24 protein-coding genes are annotated in these 22,080 nt (G+C 53.5%); 14 read left to right on the top strand and 10 right to left on the bottom strand.

Annotation, left to right across the window (positions count from 1 at the left end; all coding sequences use genetic code 11):
• Positions 1-65 precede the first annotated feature (65 nt).
• Positions 66-683 (bottom strand): sulfoxide reductase heme-binding subunit YedZ, encoded by a 618-nt coding sequence (locus C3F13_16720; GenBank protein ID PWB50594.1) that lies wholly within the window; start codon positions 681-683, stop codon positions 66-68.
• On the bottom strand, positions 680-1,612 hold the full coding sequence (locus C3F13_16725; GenBank protein ID PWB50595.1) for a protein-methionine-sulfoxide reductase catalytic subunit MsrP: 933 nt from the start codon (positions 1,610-1,612) through the stop codon (positions 680-682). Before C3F13_16725 ends, C3F13_16720 begins: the two co-directional genes overlap by 4 nt.
• A 145-nt stretch (positions 1,613-1,757) precedes the next feature.
• On the opposite strand from C3F13_16725, the gene C3F13_16730 reads away from it, so the two are divergent.
• The gene (locus tag C3F13_16730) at positions 1,758-1,979 is read left to right on the top strand and encodes a hypothetical protein (GenBank protein PWB50596.1); all 222 of its coding nucleotides are present in this window, start codon (positions 1,758-1,760) and stop codon (positions 1,977-1,979) included.
• Positions 1,980-2,081: 102 nt separating this feature from the next.
• Here the strand turns inward: C3F13_16730 and C3F13_16735 are convergent, their stop codons facing one another.
• The gene (locus C3F13_16735) at positions 2,082-3,443 is read right to left on the bottom strand and encodes an MFS transporter (protein ID PWB50597.1); all 1,362 of its coding nucleotides are present in this window, start codon (positions 3,441-3,443) and stop codon (positions 2,082-2,084) included.
• Between the two features lie 228 nt (positions 3,444-3,671).
• Between C3F13_16735 and C3F13_16740 the strand changes: the two genes are divergently transcribed.
• Both C3F13_16740 and C3F13_16745 read left to right on the top strand, forming a co-directional pair.
• Positions 3,672-3,926, top strand: a complete 255-nt coding sequence (locus C3F13_16740; protein ID PWB50598.1) for a transcriptional regulator — start codon at positions 3,672-3,674, stop codon at positions 3,924-3,926.
• Positions 3,927-3,934: 8 nt separating this feature from the next.
• Positions 3,935-4,684, top strand: coding sequence for a short-chain dehydrogenase (locus tag C3F13_16745; GenBank protein ID PWB50599.1), 750 nt, complete (start codon positions 3,935-3,937; stop codon positions 4,682-4,684).
• Positions 4,685-4,691: 7 nt separating this feature from the next.
• Here C3F13_16745 and C3F13_16750 read toward each other — a convergent pair whose 3' ends face one another.
• Positions 4,692-5,510, bottom strand: coding sequence for an RNA methyltransferase (locus tag C3F13_16750; protein ID PWB50600.1), 819 nt, complete (start codon positions 5,508-5,510; stop codon positions 4,692-4,694).
• Positions 5,473-7,182 carry a hypothetical protein gene (locus C3F13_16755; GenBank protein PWB50601.1) on the bottom strand — a complete coding sequence of 570 codons (1,710 nt, stop codon included), beginning with the start codon at positions 7,180-7,182 and terminating at the stop codon, positions 5,473-5,475. Before C3F13_16755 ends, C3F13_16750 begins: the two co-directional genes overlap by 38 nt.
• Before the next feature lie 125 nt (positions 7,183-7,307).
• Here C3F13_16755 and C3F13_16760 point away from each other — a divergent pair, with 125 nt between their 5' ends.
• The 4 genes from C3F13_16760 to C3F13_16775 all read left to right on the top strand — a co-directional run bounded on the left by C3F13_16760 (position 7,308) and on the right by C3F13_16775 (position 10,767).
• Positions 7,308-7,871, top strand: a complete 564-nt coding sequence (locus C3F13_16760) for a flavodoxin family protein (GenBank protein PWB50602.1) — start codon at positions 7,308-7,310, stop codon at positions 7,869-7,871.
• Positions 7,872-8,042: 171 nt separating this feature from the next.
• Positions 8,043-8,771, top strand: a complete 729-nt coding sequence (locus tag C3F13_16765; protein PWB50603.1) for a class I SAM-dependent methyltransferase — start codon at positions 8,043-8,045, stop codon at positions 8,769-8,771.
• A 183-nt stretch (positions 8,772-8,954) separates the two neighbouring features.
• Positions 8,955-9,866 (top strand): hypothetical protein, encoded by a 912-nt coding sequence (locus C3F13_16770; protein PWB50604.1) that lies wholly within the window; start codon positions 8,955-8,957, stop codon positions 9,864-9,866.
• Between the two features lie 31 nt (positions 9,867-9,897).
• Positions 9,898-10,767, top strand: coding sequence for a hypothetical protein (locus tag C3F13_16775; GenBank protein PWB50605.1), 870 nt, complete (start codon positions 9,898-9,900; stop codon positions 10,765-10,767).
• Between the two features lie 108 nt (positions 10,768-10,875).
• Here C3F13_16775 and C3F13_16780 read toward each other — a convergent pair whose 3' ends face one another.
• Complete coding sequence (locus tag C3F13_16780) at positions 10,876-11,193, bottom strand: hypothetical protein (protein ID PWB50606.1); 318 nt, start codon at positions 11,191-11,193, stop codon at positions 10,876-10,878.
• Positions 11,194-11,347: 154 nt separating this feature from the next.
• On the opposite strand from C3F13_16780, the gene C3F13_16785 reads away from it, so the two are divergent.
• Positions 11,348-12,799, top strand: coding sequence for a GntR family transcriptional regulator (locus tag C3F13_16785; GenBank protein ID PWB50607.1), 1,452 nt, complete (start codon positions 11,348-11,350; stop codon positions 12,797-12,799).
• 308 nt (positions 12,800-13,107) lie between these two features.
• Here C3F13_16785 and C3F13_16790 read toward each other — a convergent pair whose 3' ends face one another.
• From C3F13_16790 to C3F13_16805, 4 genes are all read right to left on the bottom strand, one after another.
• The gene (locus tag C3F13_16790; GenBank protein PWB50608.1) at positions 13,108-13,503 is read right to left on the bottom strand and encodes a glyoxalase; all 396 of its coding nucleotides are present in this window, start codon (positions 13,501-13,503) and stop codon (positions 13,108-13,110) included.
• A gap of 172 nt (positions 13,504-13,675) precedes the next feature.
• A complete protein-coding gene (locus C3F13_16795; protein PWB50621.1) occupies positions 13,676-13,939 on the bottom strand; it encodes a hypothetical protein in 264 nt (87 codons plus the stop codon).
• Positions 13,940-14,120: 181 nt separating this feature from the next.
• Positions 14,121-15,626, bottom strand: a complete 1,506-nt coding sequence (locus C3F13_16800) for a hypothetical protein (protein ID PWB50609.1) — start codon at positions 15,624-15,626, stop codon at positions 14,121-14,123.
• A gap of 125 nt (positions 15,627-15,751) precedes the next feature.
• Positions 15,752-16,168 carry a GNAT family N-acetyltransferase gene (locus C3F13_16805; GenBank protein ID PWB50610.1) on the bottom strand — a complete coding sequence of 139 codons (417 nt, stop codon included), beginning with the start codon at positions 16,166-16,168 and terminating at the stop codon, positions 15,752-15,754.
• Positions 16,169-16,446: 278 nt separating this feature from the next.
• On the opposite strand from C3F13_16805, the gene C3F13_16810 reads away from it, so the two are divergent.
• The 6 genes from C3F13_16810 (at position 16,447) to C3F13_16835 (ending at position 21,881) form a co-directional block, all read left to right on the top strand.
• Positions 16,447-17,745, top strand: a complete 1,299-nt coding sequence (locus C3F13_16810) for a hydroxymethylglutaryl-CoA reductase, degradative (protein PWB50611.1) — start codon at positions 16,447-16,449, stop codon at positions 17,743-17,745.
• 24 nt (positions 17,746-17,769) lie between these two features.
• Positions 17,770-18,099, top strand: a complete 330-nt coding sequence (locus C3F13_16815; protein ID PWB50612.1) for a hypothetical protein — start codon at positions 17,770-17,772, stop codon at positions 18,097-18,099.
• Between the two features lie 135 nt (positions 18,100-18,234).
• Complete coding sequence (locus tag C3F13_16820) at positions 18,235-19,317, top strand: hydroxymethylglutaryl-CoA synthase (protein ID PWB50622.1); 1,083 nt, start codon at positions 18,235-18,237, stop codon at positions 19,315-19,317.
• 16 nt (positions 19,318-19,333) lie between these two features.
• Positions 19,334-20,491 (top strand): acetyl-CoA acetyltransferase, encoded by a 1,158-nt coding sequence (locus tag C3F13_16825; GenBank protein PWB50613.1) that lies wholly within the window; start codon positions 19,334-19,336, stop codon positions 20,489-20,491.
• On the top strand, positions 20,437-21,405 hold the full coding sequence (locus C3F13_16830; GenBank protein ID PWB50614.1) for an LLM class F420-dependent oxidoreductase: 969 nt from the start codon (positions 20,437-20,439) through the stop codon (positions 21,403-21,405). Before C3F13_16825 ends, C3F13_16830 begins: the two co-directional genes overlap by 55 nt.
• Before the next feature lie 77 nt (positions 21,406-21,482).
• Complete coding sequence (locus C3F13_16835) at positions 21,483-21,881, top strand: transcriptional regulator (protein ID PWB50615.1); 399 nt, start codon at positions 21,483-21,485, stop codon at positions 21,879-21,881.
• Positions 21,882-22,080: the final 199 nt, after the last annotated feature.

Here is a 22,080-nt window from a genome sequence, read left to right on the forward strand (position 1 = left end):
TTAAATTATATATCGGAATTCAACTGGAGGGTTAATGAACGCGGTTTTGAAATGCAGCGGTTCGATCAGTCTTGATGGACGAAAAAACCACTTAAGGCATGGCGGATGGGAGGCAAGCGCAGGACCAGCAAGAAGATGATCACGATCATCCAGATATAAGGTTCAACCACACCCTGCTTGACCACCCATAGATAATGCAAAGCCGCCAGTATGTCGATGCCGTATACCAGGCTATGCAGGCGTTTCCAGTTTTTACCCATCCGTTTTGGCCAGGGCGGGAAGGAGGTAATAGCCAGGGGAATCAAGAACAAACCGGCGATTAAACCGACAAAGGCGTAAGGCCGGGTTAGTTCGTGAACAATCAGCTGAAAATCGAAACCGTAATCCAGGCTGACGAAAATGGCAAAATGGAGACAAACGTAGAGGAAGGCATAATCTCCCAAGGTCCGGCGGACCCGCAGGGCGGGGGAGAAGCCAAAGATGGTGTTCAAGGGCGTACAAGCCAGGCTTAACACCAGCAAGACCAAGGCGATCTTACCGGTGCGCAGGATGGCCGCGCGAATGGGATCGGCGGTTAAATTACCCTGTGCAGCGTCAACAAGTAGCCAGGGGATAGGCAGCAGGCAGGCGACATGCACGAGCAAAGGAAACCAGTGATCGAAAAACCTGTTCTTGAAGTTCAATAATTTATCTTTAAGTCCATCCCTGAATAAAGGTTTGCCACCTGGTCTTCGTAGCCATTGAACATCAAGGTATTTATCCGGCCTACCTCGCCAATCCGGCGCTCCGTGGCCTGTGACCAGCGGGGATGGTCAACATTGGGATTCACATTGGCATAAAAACCATATTCCGTGGAGTCAGCCAGGTTCCACAGTGTGGTCGGTTGGGAATCAACCAGCTCGATCTTGACGATGGCTTTGATGCTCTTGAAGCCATATTTCCAGGGGACCACCAGGCGCAAAGGCGCACCATCCTGCTTGGGCAAGGATCCACCGTACATCCCCGTGACCATCAAGGTCAGGTCATGCATGGCTTCATCCATCCGTAACCCCTCCGTGTAAGGCCAGGGCAGGAAATTGCTACCCTGGAGTGGCATATCCTTGGGATCGTAGATGGAAGTGAATTTCACAAATGCTGCTTTAGAAGTGGGCTGGACATCCTCCAGCAAGCGATGCAACGGAAAGCCAATCCAGGGGATAACCATCGACCAGGCTTCCACACAGCGTAAGCGATAAACCCTCTCTTCTGGGGAAAACTTCTGCAGGTCATCGATGGTATAGGTTTTGGGATTGTTGACCAGGCCGGTTACCTCGATGCTCCATGGGGAGATAGGGAAGGTGGAGACCAGATCTGCTACCGCTAATTTATCGGTGGAGAATTCATAATAGTTATTGTAATGGGCGATATCTTCATAGGAGGTAAGCGACGCTCCCAGCTCGTCAGTCGTAGGCCCAGAATAGTTAACCGTGGGTTCAGCGGTGACAGGCAGATTGCCTCCACAGGCCGCCAATGCCAGGGCGCTTGCCAGGGTGAGGCCAGTACCTCCGATAAACTGGCGCCGTGAGAGGTAAAGGCGTTTGGGAGTAATCTCTGAGGGATCGATCTTTTGCATTCCTTGTCTCCTTGAGCAACGAGTAAGATAATTTTACCCAATCCCCAGTTGATTTTCGTAAACAAAAGATTAGGGGTAATTAAGGACACAAATCCGCAACCAGGAGATGCGGCTTGCGTAGATCATAGTGAAGAAGGAGACACTTATGATTGACCCAAAGAAAAGCCCCTGCCTGCTGCGGCCATTTATCTGGCTGTGGAATTTTATTGCTTGGATAGTTGGTTTGACCGGCAGACTGCTGGCAGTCATCCTGGGGGCAGTGATCATGATTCTGGGCATCCTGCTAACCATCACCGTGGTAGGAGGGATCATCGGCGTCCCCCTCATCGTCCTGGGCTTGTTGCTCGTCATCCGAGGATTGTGGTAGGACAACAGATTGACCACAGAGACGAAGACTAGCGAGCGCTAGAAACGATCAGGCTCTTCCAGATTGGAAGAGCCTGATCGCTTGTTATAAGCCATACAGGGATCAAGTGTAATCGACATTGATTGATGTGCGGCTGGTCAACCGGCTTTCATGCTCAACAGCTTCAAGGAGATCGGTCGCACCAAATTCGTTAGCTGGTGCAAGTGAAGTGCCATTTCTACCGTCCTCGAAGTGCATGATCGCGGGAACAAACAGGCTGCCGATGCCCATGACGGTAGTGACTACCCCGCCAATAATAAACCAGGTTTGCACACCCAGTTTATCTGAGATGGGACCGGCAATCATCAATCCAAGGGGAGACATGGCAGCCGCCATGGTGCTGATCAGGGTGAACACCCTGCCTTGCATTTCGGGAGCGACGGCAGCTTGCACGGCAGCCATCAGCGGACCATTGACGATCGGGTTAACGAAACCCAAGAAGAACATGGTGGCAACCGCCAGGGTGAAGGCAGTGGAAGGTAACAAACCCATGACCAGGCAGCCCACTCCGGTGCCCAGTAGACCCAACATACAGGTCATTATTCGACGCTTGAAACCGCCCCAGGCGCTGAGCAGCAAACCACCAACGATGAAACCGATGCCCATAAAGGATTCGAGGCTGGCTAGCTGGATGGCTTGCCCGTGGTAGTGCTTGGTGACCAGTATCGGGAGCAGCGAAAAAGCTGGAGTAAGCAGGAAATTGATCACAGTGGCCATGACTCCGATCAACATCAGTCCAGGCCAGCCCCAGACATATCGGAAACCTGCCTTAAAATCCTGCCAGTAGCTGGATCTCCCATTGGCCTCAGGCGCTAAATCATTACGTTCTGGTTGAGGGATTTGGAAAAACAACAGAGGAATGACTGCCAGCATGGCGGTGAATACATCAATGGCAAGGATACCCTGCATGGGCAGCACTGCCAGGAGCAACGCTCCCAGGGGGGCAGAGGCAATGCTCATTCCCCCTTGCAGCATCTGGTTAAGGCCCTGGATGCGGGTGAGATGCTCCTTGGGCACCATGAGGGTGGTGGAAGCCTGCATGGCAGGCCAGTGAAAACCACCACACACTGAGCGGATAAATAGCAGGATGTAGACCTGCCAGATCTGTACATGACCAAGCGCAAAGAGCACAGCAAGGCCAACCGTGGCCAACGCAATTAAACTATCGGCCAGGATCATGATCAGGCGGCGATTCCACCTATCCACAAGGGTACCCGTAAAGGGACCGAGGACGACCTGGGGGATCAGGCCAACCAGGGAGGCAGTCGCGAGAATGGTGGCTGAGCCAGTCGTCTGAGTGAGCCACCAGATGACAGCAAAGGAAACCAGCTGGCTGCCAAACAGGGAAAACGCCTGGCCCGTCCAAATGGTGAAGAAACGAGGCGCCCAGCGTTCTTGTTTTTCGAGAGCAGGATTGGCATTCATGGTAGTTACCTCAAAAACGATACTTACACAAGTATATTCAAATTATACATATAAATATTTAATTGTCAATAGATATTTTTGAATATTATTAATTTTCATATTAATTTATTCAAAGTGTATTTATTCTATCCTTGCGCAAGGCACTAATCATACACCAAGAAGCGATGTTTATCAACCTCGGGTATAATCACTTCGGATATTTATAGCCTGATCGTGGAGGATGTTGAGATGGTTATGCCGGTAATGCAATATGCCCCTGAAACCTGCGCCTGGTGCAACGGCACTGGAAAATTCGGGCAATATGGAGATGTATGCCTGGTGTGTAATGGTCAGGGCAGTGTGCTGGTAGCCCAACCTTCCCGGCAATGCCCGCATTGTTCAGGCACCGGCACGCAGATGGCGGGTGAATATCAGGACAGGTGCAAGATCTGTGGAGGGGCAGGCTGGTCGCACGTCTTTAAAAATCCTTCATCCATCCGTTAAGGGGCAGCATGAGGCTCGAGAATAAGATTGCCCTGGTCACCGGGGGAACCTCGGGGATCGGTAAAACTACAGTCGAATTATTCTGCAACGAGGGGGCAAAAGTGGCCTTTACCGGACGGCGGAAAGAGCTGGGTGAGCGGGTAGCCGAGCAGACCGGGGCCTTCTTTATCCAGGCTGACCACCGACAAATGCAAGGCTGCCAGCAGGCGGTGCAAGCCACCATGGAAAAATTCGGGCGAATCGACATCTTATTCAATAACGCCGGAATTGTGGTCAGCGGTACAGCTGAAACAACCAGTGACAAGGATTGGGAGGATACCCTCCTGCTCAATGTGACCGCCGTCTGGCGGATGTCAAAGCTGGTGATCCCGATCATGCGCCAGCAAGGCGGGGGAGTGATCATCAACAACGCCTCGGATTGGGCTTTTATCGGAGCGCCAGCGGTGGTGGCGTATTGCACCTCCAAGGGAGCTGTGGTGCAAATGACGCGCGCCATGGCCATCGACCATGCGAGCGAGAACATCCGCATCAATGCCGTATGCCCGGGCGATACATTCGTGGAGCGATGGATGAATGAAGGCTACTACAGGGCGTCAGGAGCGGTTAGTGAGCAGGAAGCCAGGAAGAGCGACCTGCCCATGGGGCGGGTGGCTGATACGCTCGAGATCGCCAAAGCGGTTCTGTTCTTGGCTTCGGATGATTCAAGTTTTGTGACTGGCACGGCGCTGCTGGTGGACGGGGGCAGTACAGCCCGGTAAACGATTTTTAGCTTTTCTTTTCCAATATGGAATACAGCATCACCCCGGTGGCCACAGCCAGGTTCAAGGAAGTCACCCGACCCTGCATGGGGATTTTGAGCATATGATCGCAAATTGAAGCCTGTGAAGGTTTCAACCCCTCCCGCTCACTACCCATCAAGAGTATAAGAGATATCGAAATGGGTTCGATTTGACGGTAATCAGCAGTAGCATGAACCGAGGTGCCGTAGATCGAATAGCAGTGTGACTTTGCCCAGCCTGTAAAATCTGAAAACCTGGCGATGATGGGCGGGTACCAGAAGATCGAGCCCATGCTGGCGCGTACACTGCTTGGGTGATATGGATCGGTGCAGTATTGGTCATGCTCTGGATCGTCCAACAGCAACAAACCACTGGCACCTACGGCATCAATGGTGCGCAGGATGGCCCCGATATTACCCGGATCCTGCGGGGCAACCAGGGCTACACCCCATGGGAAATTCAGCTCAGAGAGATCATCCAGGGATAATTTAGGCTTATGCACAACCGCCATGATGCCTTGTGGGTTGTCTTTACCCGCCAGGCTGCTAAAGGTATCCCTATCAACAGCCAAACACGGGATCCCGTGCTGGGATTGATCCTGGATCAGCCGGGATCCAAACTCACTGTTTAGCAGGTCAGGTGCGTAGCAGATATATTCTACCGTTGCGCCTGCATCTACGGCTTCACCGGCGTGGCGAATGCCTTCGGCAACAAAAAGCCCGGTTTGCTCACGTTCCTTGCGGTGAGCCAACAATTGCCGAACCTGCTTAATTTTCGGGTTGTTTCGGCTGGTGAGAATCGTCATTCTGGTTCAGCGGGATCCAGGTCAGTACCGAGGTACCCTTGCCAGGTTCAGAATTTACCTCAATGTCACCCCCCATTTTACGGGCGCGGGTACGCATATTAGCCAGGCCATGACCCAGCACCAGGCGCGTTTTGGTTAAGTCAAATCCCACACCATCATCGGTCACTTCCATCAGCACCCTGCCAGGTGCCGTCCACAGGTTTATCTTAGCCTGATGAGCCTGGGCGTGCTTGGCGATATTGGCGAGTGCCTCCTGGGAAATGTGGAACAAGGCTGTAGATATGGTGGTTGGAAGGATCATAGTGCCGCTATCCGGCCCGCTGAACGAAATTTCCAGCTCGGTATTTGCCCGGGTTTCGTCAATTAGACGCTGCAGGCTGTCAACCAGGTTCTCACCCCGGAACTGTCGCGGCCTCAAATCCATGATATAGGTACGGATATCGCGGATGGTGCTGTTCAGCCCATCAATGGCCTGTTCAAGCTTCATCAATGCCTTGTTGGGATTGGTTTCAACTTCCATGCGGGCATAATCCAACGCCAACCCAACAGCATAGATGGACTGGATGATGCCATCGTGCAGGTCCATGCCAATGCGCTCCCGTTCCTCCAGCACGGCAAGCCTGCGCCCTTGTTGGTTCAGGCGAGCATTTTCGATGGCAGTGCCAGCCCAAACACCTATGGAGGTGAGCAGGTTAATCTCACGGGGCTCAAGAGGCTGTAGCTTGCGCGTGGCAATGCCCATGACGCCGACAACATTGGCGCGCGACACCAGCGGGATGCAAGCAAGGCACTGGAAACCAGCATTGACCACCTGCTTGCGCAGGAAGCGCACATCCTGGCGCAACGAACTGGTAACAAGAGGCTTCGCACTCTCGGCTACAAGCCCAACAAAACCTTCACCTACCCTGAACTGGTCCTTAGTCCAGAAGGCATCGCCAGCTTCGCCGCGGTGGATGGCCATCCGCAGGGATAATCCATCTTCCTCGGTCAGGAATATCTCGCCCGCCTCGACCCCCAGGTAGGACATGACATGCTCGAGTGTCTTTTCAAGGATGACATCGATCTCGGGGGTGCCTGCGAGCATCTCCCCAATGTCATTGAGCAGCTTGAGGTCCCGGTTGCGCTGCAAGAGTGTATCATCCCGCTGCTCCAATTCGCGGAACATGCGAGCGTTGACGATGGCTACGGCTGCATAGGCAGCCAACATCTCAATCACGCGCTCATCATCACGCGTGAATTCACTGTAATCTTCCTTATCGGTCAGATAGATCTGGCCTAAGAGCTGGCCACCGGACAGGATGGGCACACCCAGGAAGGAGGTCATGGCTGGGTGGTAAGGCGGAAAGCCGACACTGCGTTGATCATGGGAGATATCGGCAACCCGAATAGTGCGCTGCTCCTTGGCAATGGCGCCAATCAAGCCCAACCCAATTGGCGGGTGGTCCATCTGCCGCATCTCTTCCGAAGTCATACCGACCGGTATGAAATGGACCAGCTTCCCCTGGTCATCCAACACACCTAAGGCGGCATAGCGTGCTCCAGCCTGCTCACGGGCTAGCTGGGCGATACGCTCCAACACCACTTCAAGGGATAAATCACTGACCAGCTCAAGGCTGGCGCGATGTAAAGCCACCAAGCGAGCTTCAATTTGCTCACGAGTTAACAAGACCATCTAAGGAACCTCACCACGCAGGTATTTTACCTTAATTGGTGATGTTTGACTAATATTGCCTATGACATTAGTCACCCAGCAGCAATAAAAGGTAGGATCGCAGTAAAATATCCGGGGAGGTGCGCATGACAAACCACGTATTGGTCTTTAAAAGCAGCCCAAGGGTGAAGGGAAATAGCAGCCTGCTAGCTGAAAAAGCAGCCGAAGGCGCTAAGGATGCTGGGGGCCTGGTAGAGAGCTTCTCGCTACATCAGCTGGATATCCGCCCATGTGATGCCTGTGACATCTGCCAGGAGACGGGGGTGTGCGTGCTCAAGGATGATATGCAAGAGCTCTATCCCAAGCTGCGGGCTGCCCAGGCGATCCTGATTGCCAGCCCAGTGTACTGGTTCACGCTGAGCGCCCAGGCAAAGCTATTCATTGACCGCTGGTACGCACTCGAATCGCCCCAGGGAAGTGCACTGAAAGGGAAAAAATTCGGATTGATCCTGACTTACGGTGACAGCGACCCCTACACCTCCGGTGGAATCAATGCCATCCGCACATTCCAGGATATGATGCGTTATATCAAGTCAGACGTGGTAGGGATCGTTTATGGAACGGCCAATAAAGAGGCTGAGATCCTGAACCAGCCCAAGCTCTTGGAAAAAGCTTACAAGCTGGGTGAAAAACTCGCCACGGCTGGCTGAACCCCACCAAGGTTTTCTTCTCTAATAATTGGCACGCAGCCGTGATGTTTATACCATTGCGGCTTGGTTCAGCATCGAAAATCGCAGCCGTGGGTGAACATTTATCCAGGGGGATAAGTAATTCTAGTGTACCGATCCACCAGACCGCGTACCAGTGGGAGGCTGCATTTCATGAATGATACTGGCAAAATGGACAGTGCGGAAGTTGCATTAAGCAAACTAGAAGCCGGGCAGGTGCTTGATGTCGCCACCGGGAACGGGGGCTTCATCACCTTCCTGTTGGACAATATCAAGAGCTTTACGGAAATCACGGGGATCGATCTGAACGAACGGCCCCTTGATGCAGCGCGCAAGGTATTCCTGCAAGGGAATATCCGCTTGCTTAGGATGGATGCGAATCAGATGGAATTCATGGATGGCGTTTTTGATACGGTGTGCATTGCCAACTCGCTGCACCACCTGGAAAATCCGGATCAGGTGCTTGCGGAAATGTGGAGAGTTTGTAAAACAGACGGGACCCTGCTCATCTGCGAAATGTACCGGGACGGGCAGACGAAAACACAGCAAACGCACGTTGACCTGCATCACTGGTGGGCAGCAGTGGACAGGGCGGACGGGATACATCACCTTGAAACGTACACGCGCCAGGAAATCCTGGACATCACCCAAAAACTGGGCTTGAAAGCCATGGAATACTTTGACATGAAAGACCTGGAGGCAGATCCAAAAGAGCCCGAGTTGGTGAAAGATTTGGATGGGATCATAGACCGTTACCTCCAACGAGCTCAAGGATCGAGCGGTGAAGCACAATTAATCGAACGGGGTGAGGAGCTACGCAGGCGGGTGCACGCGACAGGGTTTCATGGAGCAACAAGCCTGCTGGTAATAGGCAGGAAATAGCTCGCAATGCAAATCTGGGATATGGATATATTCACTCGCTTAAGCGGCTGGTGGATATACAATCATGACAGAAATTCGCACCACTTAATAAATTCATAATAACCTGATATCTTTCTTTGAAATGGATGGACACACATTCACAGGCTAGTTACAATCACCTCTGGCTGTGAAGGGACGTGCTAAATGGAAAATCTGATCTACGTAATTTATCTCGGCAGGGGTGATGCAGATAAAGACTCCCTGAGATTGGCGAGCAGCATACGGGCTTTCGCTGGCGGGCTAAGCGCCAATCCGATCTGGATGCTTACCCAGCGTGCTGAAGACGATCTCAGCCTGGCGATGCGGCAGGAATTGCGCGACTTGAATACCAGGCTGGTGACCATTGAGATGGATGAGGCTGGTGCTAGGTTCCCATTCGCGGCCTATGTGCAGGTAGCCGGGCAAGCAGAAGCCTTGGCAGAGGGGCAAAGCAGATTACTGGTCATGCTGGCCTCTGAAACACTGGTCCTACAACCACCACAGGTTTTCTTGCTCGAAGCGGGCAAGGTGCTGGGAGGCTGCCCCGTCCACCTGAAACTGCTGGGATCCGGGGTGCATGAGCCTGTGGATGATTTCTGGCGTGCCATCTACAAATATTGCAAAGTCGGTGTGGATCAAATTTTTGCGATGACCAGTGTGGTGGATGAGCAGCCAATACGGGCTTATTTCAACGCCGGATTGTTGGTTGTCCGACCGGAGGGCGGTATCCTGCGCAGGTGGTGGGAAGATTTCCAAGCAGTTTATCAACTACCTGAATTCAAGGAGATTTATCAATCAAGTGAACTGTATAACATCTTCATGCACCAGGCAGTCCTGGCGGGCAGCATACTAGCTACCATAAAGCCTGGGGAATTCCAGCTGTTCCCCCCAGGGATCAACTACCCACTACACCTGCACGATAAGGTGGATACCAGGTGGAGACCGACGAATCTGAATGAACTGGTCACCTGCAGGTATGAAAATTTCGGTGAATTTTTCACCGACCCAGACCTTGACCAAAAGATCAGGATCGATGCACCTTTGAAAGACTGGCTGAACAGCCAGCTTGAGCAATAAATGTTCGATCGATCGTGCCAGGAAGATAGGCATGAGTGATAACCAGCTTGCCAATTACTCAATCCGAGAGATGCATGAGGCCGATTTAGACTTCGCAGCAGAATGCACGGCCAATGAAGGCTGGCTGAGCGAGGACCGCACCACGCTGGAAGGCTCCATCAAATTTGACCCACACGGATGTTTTATCGCTGAGCAGAACAATCGGCCAGCAGGGATGTGTATCGCCACCCAGTATGGCAAGAGCGGTTTTATCGGTGAGCTAATCGTGCATAGCGATCAGCGCGGTAAAAACCTGGGGGCAAGGCTCTTAAAGCAATCCATCGCCTATTTGAAAGAAGGCCAGGCAGAAACGATCTACCTGGATGGGGTTTTGAAAGCGGTGCCATTATACGAGTGGCACGGCTTTCGTAAAGTTTGCCGCTCTTGGAGATTTTCTGCAAACCTGGATGGAAGGTCGAGCAGGAATGTACGCCCGATGAAAGTTGCTGATCTGGAGCAGGTCTGTGAATTGGACATGGCAGCGTTCGGGGCAGACCGTAGCTTCTTTATCAGACGCCGCCTGGAAATCTACCCAGAGTTGAGTTATGTGATGGAAGAAAATGAGAAGATTAATGGTTACATCACAGGCCGGGGTTATCCTGAACGGCTTTATGCCGGTCCATGGATAGTGGAAGAAAAGATCGAGAATCCTCAGGACCTGCTGCTCAGCTTGGCCTTGCAGGCAAGAGGCAGGCCAATCAGCGTTGGAGTCCTGGACGTCAACCTGAAAGCTTGTGCACTGGTAAGGTCGCTGGGATTTGAAGCGCGGGATGACAGCCCCTGGCGCATGTCACTTGGATGGCCCGATGACCTGGGGACCTCGCCCACCTGCTTTGCGATCGGTTCAGCCGCCAAAGGTTGATACACCAAAGTACCTTGGTTAAATAGTAGGTGACCACGAATAATTGTGGCCACCTCGAATCAATCTTGTCTCGCCCTTGGAGGAAGGCGAATGAGACCTATGAGTTGATTAGCGGGGATTGGTAAGTCGCGGCTGATGTTTAAACGGCTGCTTGACGGACTCTACATGATCCTGCAGCTCATTCAGGCTGTACTTGAACTGAGAGTTCGCCAATGCCTGGATAACCACAGTGCCGGGTTTCGTTACCCAAAAATTCTTACCGGCTTCGATAACATAGTCTTTCAAGTCGTCTTCCTGGGTGACCCACAGGGAGCCACTGAGGCAGCTAATCATATCACCGCGTCGATTGCCCTCGATGGACCAGGTCTTGAACTTGGGCAGGGTAACATCGGTGTAGGTATGCAAGTTTTGTTTCGTGTTTAACATGGTACTCTCTCCTTATCGTCTTTCAATGCCTATTTTATGCAGAACAAAATAAAATAACAGATGCAAGGAAATACAATTGTAACCATAACAGTTTTGGGGTTCATAAACTGTACTGCTTATAAGTTATAATAACTGTACTGGCAGGAGGTGGAACATGGGCGATGAGACAAACCAGGAGGGTTATTTATATGAACAAGTGGCGAACGAGCTGGCGCAGCTGATCAGGCTGGGTACCTTTCGCCCAGGCGAACGTATCCCGTCTGTCAGGCAGCTCAGCCGGCAACGCAAGATCAGCATCACCACCGTGCTGCAGGCCTACATGCTGCTGGAAGATCAGGGGTTGATCGAAACCCGACCCCAATCGGGATACTACGTGCGCTCCAGGTTGCCCGAGGAATTGCCTGAGCCGGAAACCTCCAACCCGGTGCAGGACCCCACCCTGGTGAGCGTACGCGAGCTGGTGATGATGGTGCTTAAAGATTCCGTCAACCCCAACCTTATCCAGCTGGGGGCGGCCATCCCCAACACTGAAGTGGTGATCCCTCATAAGCTAAACCAGATCATGGCCAAGCTGCCACGCCAGGTGGAAAGTCAATATAATACTTACGACATCCCACCTGGGAATGAGGCTTTACGCATCCAGATTGCCCAACGTATGGTAGGAATCGGCTGCAACCTGACTCAGGCGGATGTGGTGACCACCTCCGGCTGTCTGGAAGCCTTCACGCTCAGCCTGCGGGCGGTGTGCAACCCGGGTGATACTGTGGCAATCGAGAGCCCAATGTATTTTGGAGTGCTGCAGGTGCTAGAGTCTTTAAAACTAAGGGCATTGGAAATCCCTACCCACCCGCGGGATGGTATCAGCCTGTCAGCCCTTCGCTTCGCCCTGGAGCATAATTCAATCCAGGCATGCCTGGTGCTCTCGAATTTTAACAACCCGCTCGGAAGCTGCATCCCCGATGAAAACAAGCAGCAGCTGGTGGAGTTATTACATCACCATGATGTGCCGCTCATCGAAGGGGACGTGTGTGGAGAGCTGTACTTCTCGGGAGTGCGACCGAGTGTATGCAAAGCTTACGACCGCAAGGGGCTTGTCCTGCTTTGCTCTTCATTCTCTAAGGATTTAGTGCCTGGCTACAGGGTAGGTTATGTCGCACCAGGCAGGTTCAAGTCGACGATCGAGTGGTTGAAATACACCACCAATGTGGCTACCTCCACTCTTCCGCAGGTGGCAATCGCCAAATTCCTAGAGTCAGGCGGCTACGAGCGCCACTTGCGCAGCATCCGCAGGCTGTATGCCGGGTTCATGTCGCAGCTCTCGCAAGCGGTGTTACGCTATTTTCCGGAGGGTACACGCGTTACCCGCCCGAACGGGGGGATCGTGCTGTGGGTGCAGATGCCCGATTATGCGGATTCGCTCGAGCTGTACAAGCAAGCCCTGCAGGTCGATATCACCCTGGCCCCAGGGTACATGTTTTCTGCTACGGAGCAGTACCGTAACTTCATCCGCTTGAACGCCGCTTGGTGGACCTATGAGACCGACCGGGCGATGCGCCGGTTAGGTGAATTGGTGGCAGAGCAAGGGGATCAGCGGAAGATAAACTAACCCCAGAGGCATACAGATGAACGCAGATGAGACCGTGTTTAGATTTCTTTCCATTTCATAGGTGTGCTGAGGGATGATGGAAATGGTAAATAGTATTCACGTGGGCGTGTAAGTAGTAAACACTCAGCTCGTTGAGATGTCTCGTTTACCCAAAGCGAGATTCTATTTTATTGATGCCGGAAAATCGTCCACGAATGAGCTCACAAATTCGCGAATAGTAGATTAATTGCCATACGAATAACTAGAAATTTAAATCAAAGGATTGGTTAAAGATAAACCCAGGATACATAGATCATTTGCTACAGAGATTAAGGCAGGCGGGCTTCGGGAAGGATGGGTTCGAACAGCTCGACCGGATTTCCGGATGGATCTTCCAGCAGAACCTGCTTACCACCCGTGCCAATCACGATGTCACCGCGGAAGCGCACTCCTTTTTCGCGCAAATTCTCAACCAGTGCTGCCAGGTCATTGACCTCGATCGAGAAGCGGTTCCAGCCACCTGGTGCCTGTTGCGTGCCATCGGGCATGGGGGCACCGCCGCCACTCCCCGGTGTATTAGGCACGTTGAGTGCCAGCCGCAAGTCACCACGGGTGAGCATCGCAAAACCAGGCGAAGGGTGCATGACCAGCTCAAAACCGAGCAGCTTCGCATAAAAGTCAATCGCTACAGCAGTATCTGTGACAATATAACGGACCAGGACTATGATGTCTCCTTTCTAGACCGAACATCCAGGAGCAACAGATTTACAAGCATGCAAATGAGCTGACTGGATCGGTCATCTCCCCACTTCAAGCCATTATTATACCGCCAGTATTGGGTGAAACATCGAGAATAGGCCCAGGGTTATAGCAGCCAGGCTACTTCAATTGCGTGGGTTAACGGGTGCGTGAATCCTGCCAGATGAGCTGCTCGTTCGTCCTCACAGAATAGAAATCGGGGCACTTGCCATCCCCTGTTCCGGTAATCCCACCATCAGGCGCACACAGCACGCTGCCATTGTTATCATAGACCACGCTGAAGATATCACAGCAATGGGCGGGGACGAAGTACACGGGCTGCCCATTGTAATCATAGAGCCAGATGGACAAGGGCGGGTTAGCAACCGGGTCGCTTTGATATTGCTTGATTAACTTATCCACCCAGGCGGGGTTAGCGGTTGAAGTTGGCTGCGAACAGCTCGCTAGCAGAATCATTGCAATAAAAAGTACCAATATATAAGGTCGCATAGATACACCTGAATACATCATCAATGTGTGGCTGAAATCATCATCTCACTCCCCTGACGCATCACCAGGAAATATTGTTCCCCAAAGATGTTCTTTAGGGTGTCCAGAGCACCTGGAAAACGCTATCTTCCACGCTGCTCATTTGATGAGGGGCAAAATCAGGATAGGTTGCAGCGTAGATTGATCCATTCGAAAGGGCAATTAGCAGCGTTTTCCCTTCCACAGGATCCCAAATCAACTCGTCGATCTTACCACCCATGATGGTCCGCCAGTCTTTGCCCGGAACTCGGCTCATTACCCGTCCCTGGAAGTTTTCGATCACCTCCCAGGCTTGATAGCCTTGTTTGGAAATCGCTGGCTTAAAAGATTTATCATATACCGGCGATGCATAATACATCTGCCCATCGACTGAAAACAAGCCTTCGGGATAGGCATCGAAAATCCCGCTTTCTGGCATCCATTCTACTGTCCAGGCTTTGATATCATGAAGCTTGATCGGATCAGCCTGCCCAGACGGAAGAATGAAAACGCCTGCCCCAAGTGAATCCGGGCATCCCACGTCACTTGAGAACAAGATTGCCCCATTCACCGGAGAGCGAGCAATGTAGTGGTAAAAACTGGCCTCCATCAATTGGGAAACTTCCCCGGATATGATATCAACGGTGTGCAGGTTCTCGGAGGAGCACTCACCGGAATCATATGTGATGTAATGGGTGTCGTCCTCCCAGCCCAGGAAATGCGGGTTGCTGCCCTTATTCACAGGCAGGGTGATGATCTCACCATCGCTAGCACGCACAGCCCAAACCCCATCGAGGTAGTTGGCACCGCCAATGGCACCCCCGAAAGGCGGCCGCCAGCTCACACCAAAATGCAGGATATATTGCCCATCCGGTGACCAGACCGGTAATACCGCCTGTGCTGGGCCCGAAGTGAGCTGAGTGATTTTCTTTGTTACGGTATCGTATAAGTATAAATCGGAGGTGGGCCCTTCGATGGCACCAGTGAATGCCAGAAAACGACCATCAGGAGGCTGCCAGGCGATGCTCCCATAGTCGCGGATAGCATATAAGGCGAAAGAGTTAGGGCTGATGGGATCATAAATCCCCTCGGACGCATCTAGCAAGTGGACAATGGTCTCGCTTTCCCCACTGGGGATTTCTACCATAACCAGGTCCAGTCCTCCCTCATTGTTGACCACCATAGCCAGGCGGTCTCCGTTGGGCGAGACCATCGGGTGCAGGTCGAGGTTGCTGGTCATATCGTAATCTAGCAAACGTGTGGCGAAGCTGCCATCTGGATTGGTGATCCATATACCACTGTGGGCAGCGAACATGACATACGGACCGCTGGGGTTCAACCCTTGAGGCGCAGGCGTATCAGTCGGGGTAGGAGACGCGGATGTCTCTGTAGCTGTGGGCAGGATAGGCGTTTCGGTAATGGCAACCTGCGTTGCGGTTAGGGCTGGCTTGGTTGGCAGCACTTGCTCTCGCGTTACAGGCCCTGGGGTAGCGTTCGCGATAGCTGTCGTCGGTTGCATCTTGCAGGCGGAGAGCACAAGCAGGATAAACATCAGCATCGTAATAATTTTACACTTATACATATACATCCTCCCATTGGTGCATCGCCAGGAATCCATGGTATAAGAGCCGCTTCAGCGTGATCATCCCACAGCCATCCGAGCTCCAGCTAGCTGAGCAGCAAATACAGGATATTCGGCCTATCCTTCTATAGTTTTTTCACCAAGTAATAGCGCTGATGGCCCGGTGGAAAATCTTCCAGTGTGCCAAACACCTGGTAGCCATTTTTCTTGTAAAATTCAGGAGCTTGAAAGCTAAATGTGTCGAGGTAAGCGTGGGTAGCACCGCGCTTACGCCCTTCCTCCTCTGCGGCGCGCAGCAGCTGCCAGCCAAAACCTTGTCCTCGCAGTGCTTCCGGGAGCCACATGAGGTTAATAAATAACCAATCCCAGTGGGTCTCGCCAATCACCCCTCCCAGGATCGTTTGGTCAGGCCCAAACAAGGCGAAACATAATGACCTCCCGTGACCGTTTCCAGCTTCTTGGTTGTTATAGTTGGCGAGGCCCCCGCCGATAATTTCCCAGGCGGGCTCTTGAAGGTATTCAATGCGATATTCATCATCCATGTAGACACATCCTATTATCTTGAAGAATTAGCCAGCAAAGAAAATCGGTTGAGGAAAAATTATTTTACGGACTAAGGTTTTTCTGTCATTGATTTTACAGCGGATATACTAAAATGATAATGTAATTCACCATATCACGCGGCATGAAAACCGAGAAGCAGAAACGCGTGCCAAAAATATTTATTGGGCTAAACAGCAAGGGTCAAAATCATCCCGATCGATGATTTTGATAGTTTTTGCCAGAATGGTAAGATAGACTCATTCTGATAGGTAAAAAAATGCCAACATCCAAAAAAAGTTCACGCATTCCTGGTTTTTATAACATGAGCCTGGAGCAACGTCTGGCTGAGCTCGCCCGGAATGGGGATCTCAACAATGAAGACCTCGCCATACTTAGCGGGCAGGCAGGCTTGAAGGTGGAGCAAGCCGACCACATGATCGAAAACGTGGTAGGCATCCACGCGCTGCCATTGGGGATTGCGCTTAATTTCATTGTCAATGGGCGGGAGGTGCTGGTGCCCATGGCGATCGAGGAGCCATCGGTGGTAGCGGGGGCGTCGTTCATGGCGAAATTGGCACGCGCAGGAGGTGGCTTCGCTGCCCAGGCCGACCCACCGGAGATGATCGGCCAGGTGCAGCTGATCTGCCTCACTGACCTGGCAGCTGCCAGAGAGGCCATCCTGGAGCAAAAAGCACACCTGCTGGCAGAGCTTACCGAGCTCGACCCAGTAATCAAGCGCCTGGGGGGTGGGCCGCGCGACCTGGAAGTGAGAACCATCGATAATTCAGCCATCGGGGCGTTCCTGTTAGTGCACCTCATCTACGATGTGCGCGATGCCATGGGCGCCAATGCGGTCAATACGGCAGTAGAGAGCCTGGCGCCACAGCTGGAAAATATCACCGGCGGCAAAGCCCACCTGCGTATCCTGTCCAACCTGGCAGATCACCGTCTGGCACGCGCCAGCTGCACCATCCCACTCAATGAGCTGGCTTTCGATGGCTATCCCGCCGAAGAAGTGCGCGATGGCGTCATTTCGGCCTGGGCTTTTGCCCAGGCAGACCCTTACAGGGCAGCCACGCATAACAAGGGCATCATGAACGGGATCGATCCGGTCGTGATTGCCACAGGCAACGATTGGCGTGCCATTGAAGCGGGGGCGCATGCCTATGCGGCTCGCTTTGGCCGTTATACCTCGCTGTCCACCTGGGGGCAGGACAGGGATGGCAACCTGACCGGCAGCCTGGAAATGCCTTTGGCAGTCGGCATCGTGGGCGGGGCAACCCGGGTGCATCCCGTGGCGCGTGTCGCGCTGAAACTTATGGGTGTAAAAACTGCGACGGAATTAGCTGAGATCATTGCTTCCGTGGGGCTAGCCCAAAACCTGGCTGCCCTGCGCGCACTGTCTACGGAGGGCATCCAGCGCGGGCACATGGGACTGCATGCCCGCCAGGTGGCCATTGCAGCGGGTGCACAGGGTGAGCAGGTCGAACGGCTGGCTGCCCAGATGGTGGCTGAAAAGACCGTCCGCATTGACCGGGCGAGCCAAATCCTGACAGAGTGGAACGAGAAGACATAAACGATCTCGATAGGTCATTTGGTGATGAATAAATATTTACCCTGGGTGTGTTTGGTAATGGCTTTTTGTGGAGGCGTCTTCGCTGGCTGGGTGGATTTCAACAACGACGAACCCCTGGCGACCGTGATGGTGATCCTGGTGGTGACCTTCCTGCTGGGAATGCTCCTGCCCAAAAAAAGCCTGGCTATGGGCAGTGATGGTTGCGGTGTGCGTTCCAGGGGTATACCTGTTCGCCCGCAGCCAGGGTTACCAACCCATCAGCCCGCCCAGCCCGGGATGGTACGCTTCGCTGTTGGCCATTATCCCTGCCCTGATGGGTGCTTACGCAGGTGCCATTGGGCGGGCGATCCTTAACCAGACCCTGGCAAAACATGAGCCTGGTCAGAAATGATATACTTCATTGCTAAAATGTGAATGCCACGCTCCGTGAAGGCACCGCAACACAGAAATACCACCCATGGAGCAGGTGACGAGAAAGAAGCAAACGATATGGACCTGACACAATCAAATTTACGACCCAGACTGTTGAAACCCAACCTCCCGGTGGGGATCATCGGCTATGGAGCCTATGTACCGCGTTACCGGCTACCGGCAAAAGAAGTCGCTCGCATCTGGACGGATGGAGCGGGTGGCCTACCCATCAAGGAGAAAGCGGTGCCCGGGCTGGATGAAGATGTGGCTACCATGTCTATTGAAGCGGCGCGCAACGCCATGTCACGCGCCGGCATTCACCCGGAGGATATCCGAGCAGTGTGGGTGGGATCGGAATCGCACCCTTATGCGGTCAAACCCACCTCGACCCTCGTAGCCGAGGCTATTGGGGCAGTACCCTATGTGCAGGCAGCCGATTGGGAGTTTGCCTGCAAGGCTGGCACGGAAGCCATGGTGGCGGCGATCGGTTTTGTGGGCAGCGGGATGGCCCACTATGCCATGGCGATCGGGATGGACACAGCCCAGGGCCGCCCAGGCGATGCGCTTGAATATACCGCCGGCGCGGGTGGAGCAGCCTATCTGCTCAGCCCGGCCGAAGAAGCCCTGGCAATATTTGAAGGCTCATATTCCTATGTGACCGATACCCCTGACTTTTGGCGTAGGGAATATCAAAGATACCCCGAGCATGGACAGCGTTTCACCGGTGAGCCGGCTTACTTCAAGCATATCGTTGAAGCTGCCCAGGCATTGATGGAAGGCACCAATACCACCGCCAAGGACTACACCTGGGCAGTTTTCCACCAGCCTAATGCCAAATTTCCGCAGCGCGTGGCTGCCCAGCTGGGGTTCACCAAGGAACAGATCACCCCAGGGCTGCTGGTACCGGTGATCGGTAACACCTATGCCGGGGCAGCCTTGATCGGCCTGACGGGTATCCTGGATGTGGCTGAGCCGGGAGACCGTATCCTGATGGTTTCCTTTGGTTCGGGAGCCGGCTCCGATGCGTTTGCCATCCGGGTGACCGAGGCGATTCGCGAGCGGCGCGATCGAGCCCCAAAGACCCAGGACTATATCGCCAGGCGCACCGAGATCGACTACGGTACATACGTGCGCTACCGCGGCAAGCTGGCCATGAAATAACCGGGGGGAAGCAACCATGAGTGATGTTGTCATTGTGGGTCTCGGCCAGACGGATGTTGGAGAGCATTACGGTATCTCCTTGCGTGACCTGGCCTTATTAGCCATTGAACCGGCTCTGCAGGATGCAGGAGGTCTGAAACCCGATATCCTCTTCGTGGGGAACATGATCGCTCCGGCTGCCTCCCATCAGGCACACTTGGGTGCGCTGATCTCCGATTACAGTGGGCTGGAAGGAATTGAAGCTTCTACTATTGAAGCAGGAGGTGCCTCGGGCGGCGCGGCCTTGCGCATGGGTTACCTGGCAGTAAAGTCGGGGGAAGCCAAGGCGGCCTTGGTGCTGGGCCTTGAAAAGACTACCGACCAGCTTGGCCCAGGGGCTGAGAGTATGCAGACCCTGGGTGAAGACAGCGATTACGAAGCGGTGCAGGGGTTGACCCCCAATGCCCAGGCAGCCCTGTTGATGAGGCGCTACATGCACCAGTATGGCGTCGAGCACGAAGCCTTCGCGGGCTTCCCCATCCTGGCACATGCCAACGCCATGACCAACCCGCACGCCATGTATCACAACCGGGTGACCAAGGAAGCCTACCAGAATGCCGACCCGCTCAGTGATCCCCTGACCTTATTCGACACCGCCCCGGTGGCAGATGGCGCGGCGGCAGTGTTACTGACCTTACCCGAGCTCTTGCCAACCGGCTATGCGCAACCCCTGGTACGTATCACTGGCTCCAGCCTGGTCACCGACCGATTAGCCATCCATGATCGACCCGACCCGCTGGCATTCGATGCCGCCCAGCGCTCGGTGGAACGCGCCTGCCGGCAGGCCGGCATCCTGCCAACCGATGTGGACTTGTTTGAGCTGTATGACTCTTATTCGATTTATGCTGCCCTGGCCCTGGAAGCCTCTGGTTTTAGCAAACGCGGCCAGGGCTGGAAGCTGGCGCAGGATGGCGTACTCAGCCGTGATGGTGAGCTACCCATTGCGACCTTTGGAGGGCTGAAGGCGCGTGGCAACCCGGGCGGTGCGACAGGCGTGTACCAGGCCATGGAAGCCACCCTGCAGCTGCGCGGGCAGGCAGGCCTCAACCAGGTAGCTGAGGCCCATAAAGCGCTCATCCAATGCCTGGCTGGACCAGCCTCAACGGCAGTTACGCATGTATTGGAGGCGTTATGAAAGTTGGCTTAGTATTGATCATCGCTGATCGCGATGAGTTAAGAGGTGCCTACAGCTACCAGGAGACGCGCGAATTTGCCCAGCAAGCCGAGGAAGCCGGATTTGACTCGCTCTGGTTATATGACCACATGCTGTATCGGGGTGAAGGCATCCCTACCATCGGTATCTGGGAGTGTTGGAGCTTTTTGGCTGCCCTGGCGGATGCCACGAAAAAAGCTGAGCTTGGTACCCTTGTGACCTGCACATCCTTCCGCAACCCAGCCCTGCTGGCCAAGATGGCAGTTACAGTGGATGAAGTGGCTGGTGGCCGTTTGATCTTGGGGTTGGGGGCAGGATGGAATAAGCCCGAATATGACGCCTTTGGTTGGCCGTATGACCACCGGGTGAGCCGCTTCGAAGAAGCCCTCCAGATCATCCGCCCGCTGATTAAGGAAGGCCGTGTGGACTTTGAAGGCAAGTTCTACCAGGCCCGAGATTGCGAGATCAAGCCACTTGGCCCGCGGCAGGGTGGCATACCGATCATGATCGGCAGCTTTGGTAAGCGCATGCTGAACCTGACGGCCCAGTATGCCGACCTGTGGAACACCGGCTACCTGGGCCAGGTGGAGACGCTCGAGAAACCACTCCAGGAAATGCTGGCTGCCTGCCAGGAAGTGGGGCGTGAACCCTCCACGTTAGGTGTAACCGCCATGCTGGCTGCTTATTTTCCAAAAATGGCTCCCCCTCCAGATGACCTTGACAACCCGCCCCTAAGCGGGTCGCCTACACAGATGGCCAAAGCCATACTGGCGTATGAGCAGGCGGGGGTGGAGCACATCATGTTCCACCTGATCCCTTATAAACCAGCCTCGATTCGAAAATTAACTGAAGCACTGCATATTTACCGCCAGCTAACGAACCTGCAAGGCCAATAAAAGCTAACCTGATAGGAATTGATAGCGACCAATGGCTATATTTATCATCGAAAGCTGATAAATAAGGAGATTTTATTATGGAAATACCCCGCCATTGGCGATTGAAGAAACAACGCTACTCTCTCGTTGGAGAGGTTTGCCCGCACTGTGATGCCAAGCTATTCCCACCGCGCGACATCTGCCCGCATTGCGGCCAGGAAGCCCGCACGGAATACCAATTCAGTGGGAAGGGTGAGGTATTTTCCTACACCACCATTTATGATGCCCCGGCTGGGTACGAGTCGAATGTACCCTACACCGTGGCGCTGGTGAAGCTTGAGGAAGGTCCGATGATTACTGCCCAGCTGACCGACCTGGGTAGCGAGAAAGTAAAGATCGGCATGCCGGTGGAGATGGTGACGCGCAAGCTGCGCTCGGATGGCGACGAGCGGGGAATCATCGTGTATGGGTATAAATTCCGACCTTTAATGCAGTAAGCTGGATAGGAAAATTATTGAGCGCTCTCCGGATGGAGGGCGCTTTTGTTTGCCCTTTAGTAGCCGGGTCATTTTGCCAACCCATTTTTCTTAAATAACATAGAATTATTACTATCTATGCCATTGTGCAGCCAAATGGCTGTATAAAACATGGTTGGGCGGCTGGATTTCGCAGTAATAAAGAACGGAGGCCAAGATG

The organism is Anaerolineales bacterium, from assembly GCA_003105035.1.
Taxonomy (GTDB): Bacteria; Chloroflexota; Anaerolineae; order Anaerolineales; family UBA4823; genus FEB-25.

Coding starts and splice junctions, on each gene's coding strand:
- C3F13_16730 (PWB50596.1), top strand. CDS start 1,758: ATGATTGACCCAAAGAAAAGCCCCTGCCTGCTGCGGCCATTTATCTGG.
- C3F13_16745 (PWB50599.1), top strand. CDS start 3,935: ATGAGGCTCGAGAATAAGATTGCCCTGGTCACCGGGGGAACCTCGGGG.
- C3F13_16770 (PWB50604.1), top strand. CDS start 8,955: ATGGAAAATCTGATCTACGTAATTTATCTCGGCAGGGGTGATGCAGAT.
- C3F13_16735 (PWB50597.1), bottom strand. CDS start 3,443: ATGAATGCCAATCCTGCTCTCGAAAAACAAGAACGCTGGGCGCCTCGT.
- C3F13_16785 (PWB50607.1), top strand. CDS start 11,348: ATGGGCGATGAGACAAACCAGGAGGGTTATTTATATGAACAAGTGGCG.
- C3F13_16815 (PWB50612.1), top strand. CDS start 17,770: ATGAATAAATATTTACCCTGGGTGTGTTTGGTAATGGCTTTTTGTGGA.
- C3F13_16750 (PWB50600.1), bottom strand. CDS start 5,510: ATGACGATTCTCACCAGCCGAAACAACCCGAAAATTAAGCAGGTTCGG.
- C3F13_16740 (PWB50598.1), top strand. CDS start 3,672: ATGGTTATGCCGGTAATGCAATATGCCCCTGAAACCTGCGCCTGGTGC.
- C3F13_16780 (PWB50606.1), bottom strand. CDS start 11,193: ATGTTAAACACGAAACAAAACTTGCATACCTACACCGATGTTACCCTG.
- C3F13_16830 (PWB50614.1), top strand. CDS start 20,437: ATGCCTGGCTGGACCAGCCTCAACGGCAGTTACGCATGTATTGGAGGC.
- C3F13_16825 (PWB50613.1), top strand. CDS start 19,334: ATGAGTGATGTTGTCATTGTGGGTCTCGGCCAGACGGATGTTGGAGAG.
- C3F13_16765 (PWB50603.1), top strand. CDS start 8,043: ATGAATGATACTGGCAAAATGGACAGTGCGGAAGTTGCATTAAGCAAA.
- C3F13_16810 (PWB50611.1), top strand. CDS start 16,447: ATGCCAACATCCAAAAAAAGTTCACGCATTCCTGGTTTTTATAACATG.
- C3F13_16820 (PWB50622.1), top strand. CDS start 18,235: ATGGACCTGACACAATCAAATTTACGACCCAGACTGTTGAAACCCAAC.
- C3F13_16760 (PWB50602.1), top strand. CDS start 7,308: ATGACAAACCACGTATTGGTCTTTAAAAGCAGCCCAAGGGTGAAGGGA.
- C3F13_16725 (PWB50595.1), bottom strand. CDS start 1,612: ATGCAAAAGATCGATCCCTCAGAGATTACTCCCAAACGCCTTTACCTC.
- C3F13_16755 (PWB50601.1), bottom strand. CDS start 7,182: ATGGTCTTGTTAACTCGTGAGCAAATTGAAGCTCGCTTGGTGGCTTTA.
- C3F13_16835 (PWB50615.1), top strand. CDS start 21,483: ATGGAAATACCCCGCCATTGGCGATTGAAGAAACAACGCTACTCTCTC.
- C3F13_16805 (PWB50610.1), bottom strand. CDS start 16,168: ATGGATGATGAATATCGCATTGAATACCTTCAAGAGCCCGCCTGGGAA.
- C3F13_16775 (PWB50605.1), top strand. CDS start 9,898: ATGAGTGATAACCAGCTTGCCAATTACTCAATCCGAGAGATGCATGAG.
- C3F13_16800 (PWB50609.1), bottom strand. CDS start 15,626: ATGTATAAGTGTAAAATTATTACGATGCTGATGTTTATCCTGCTTGTG.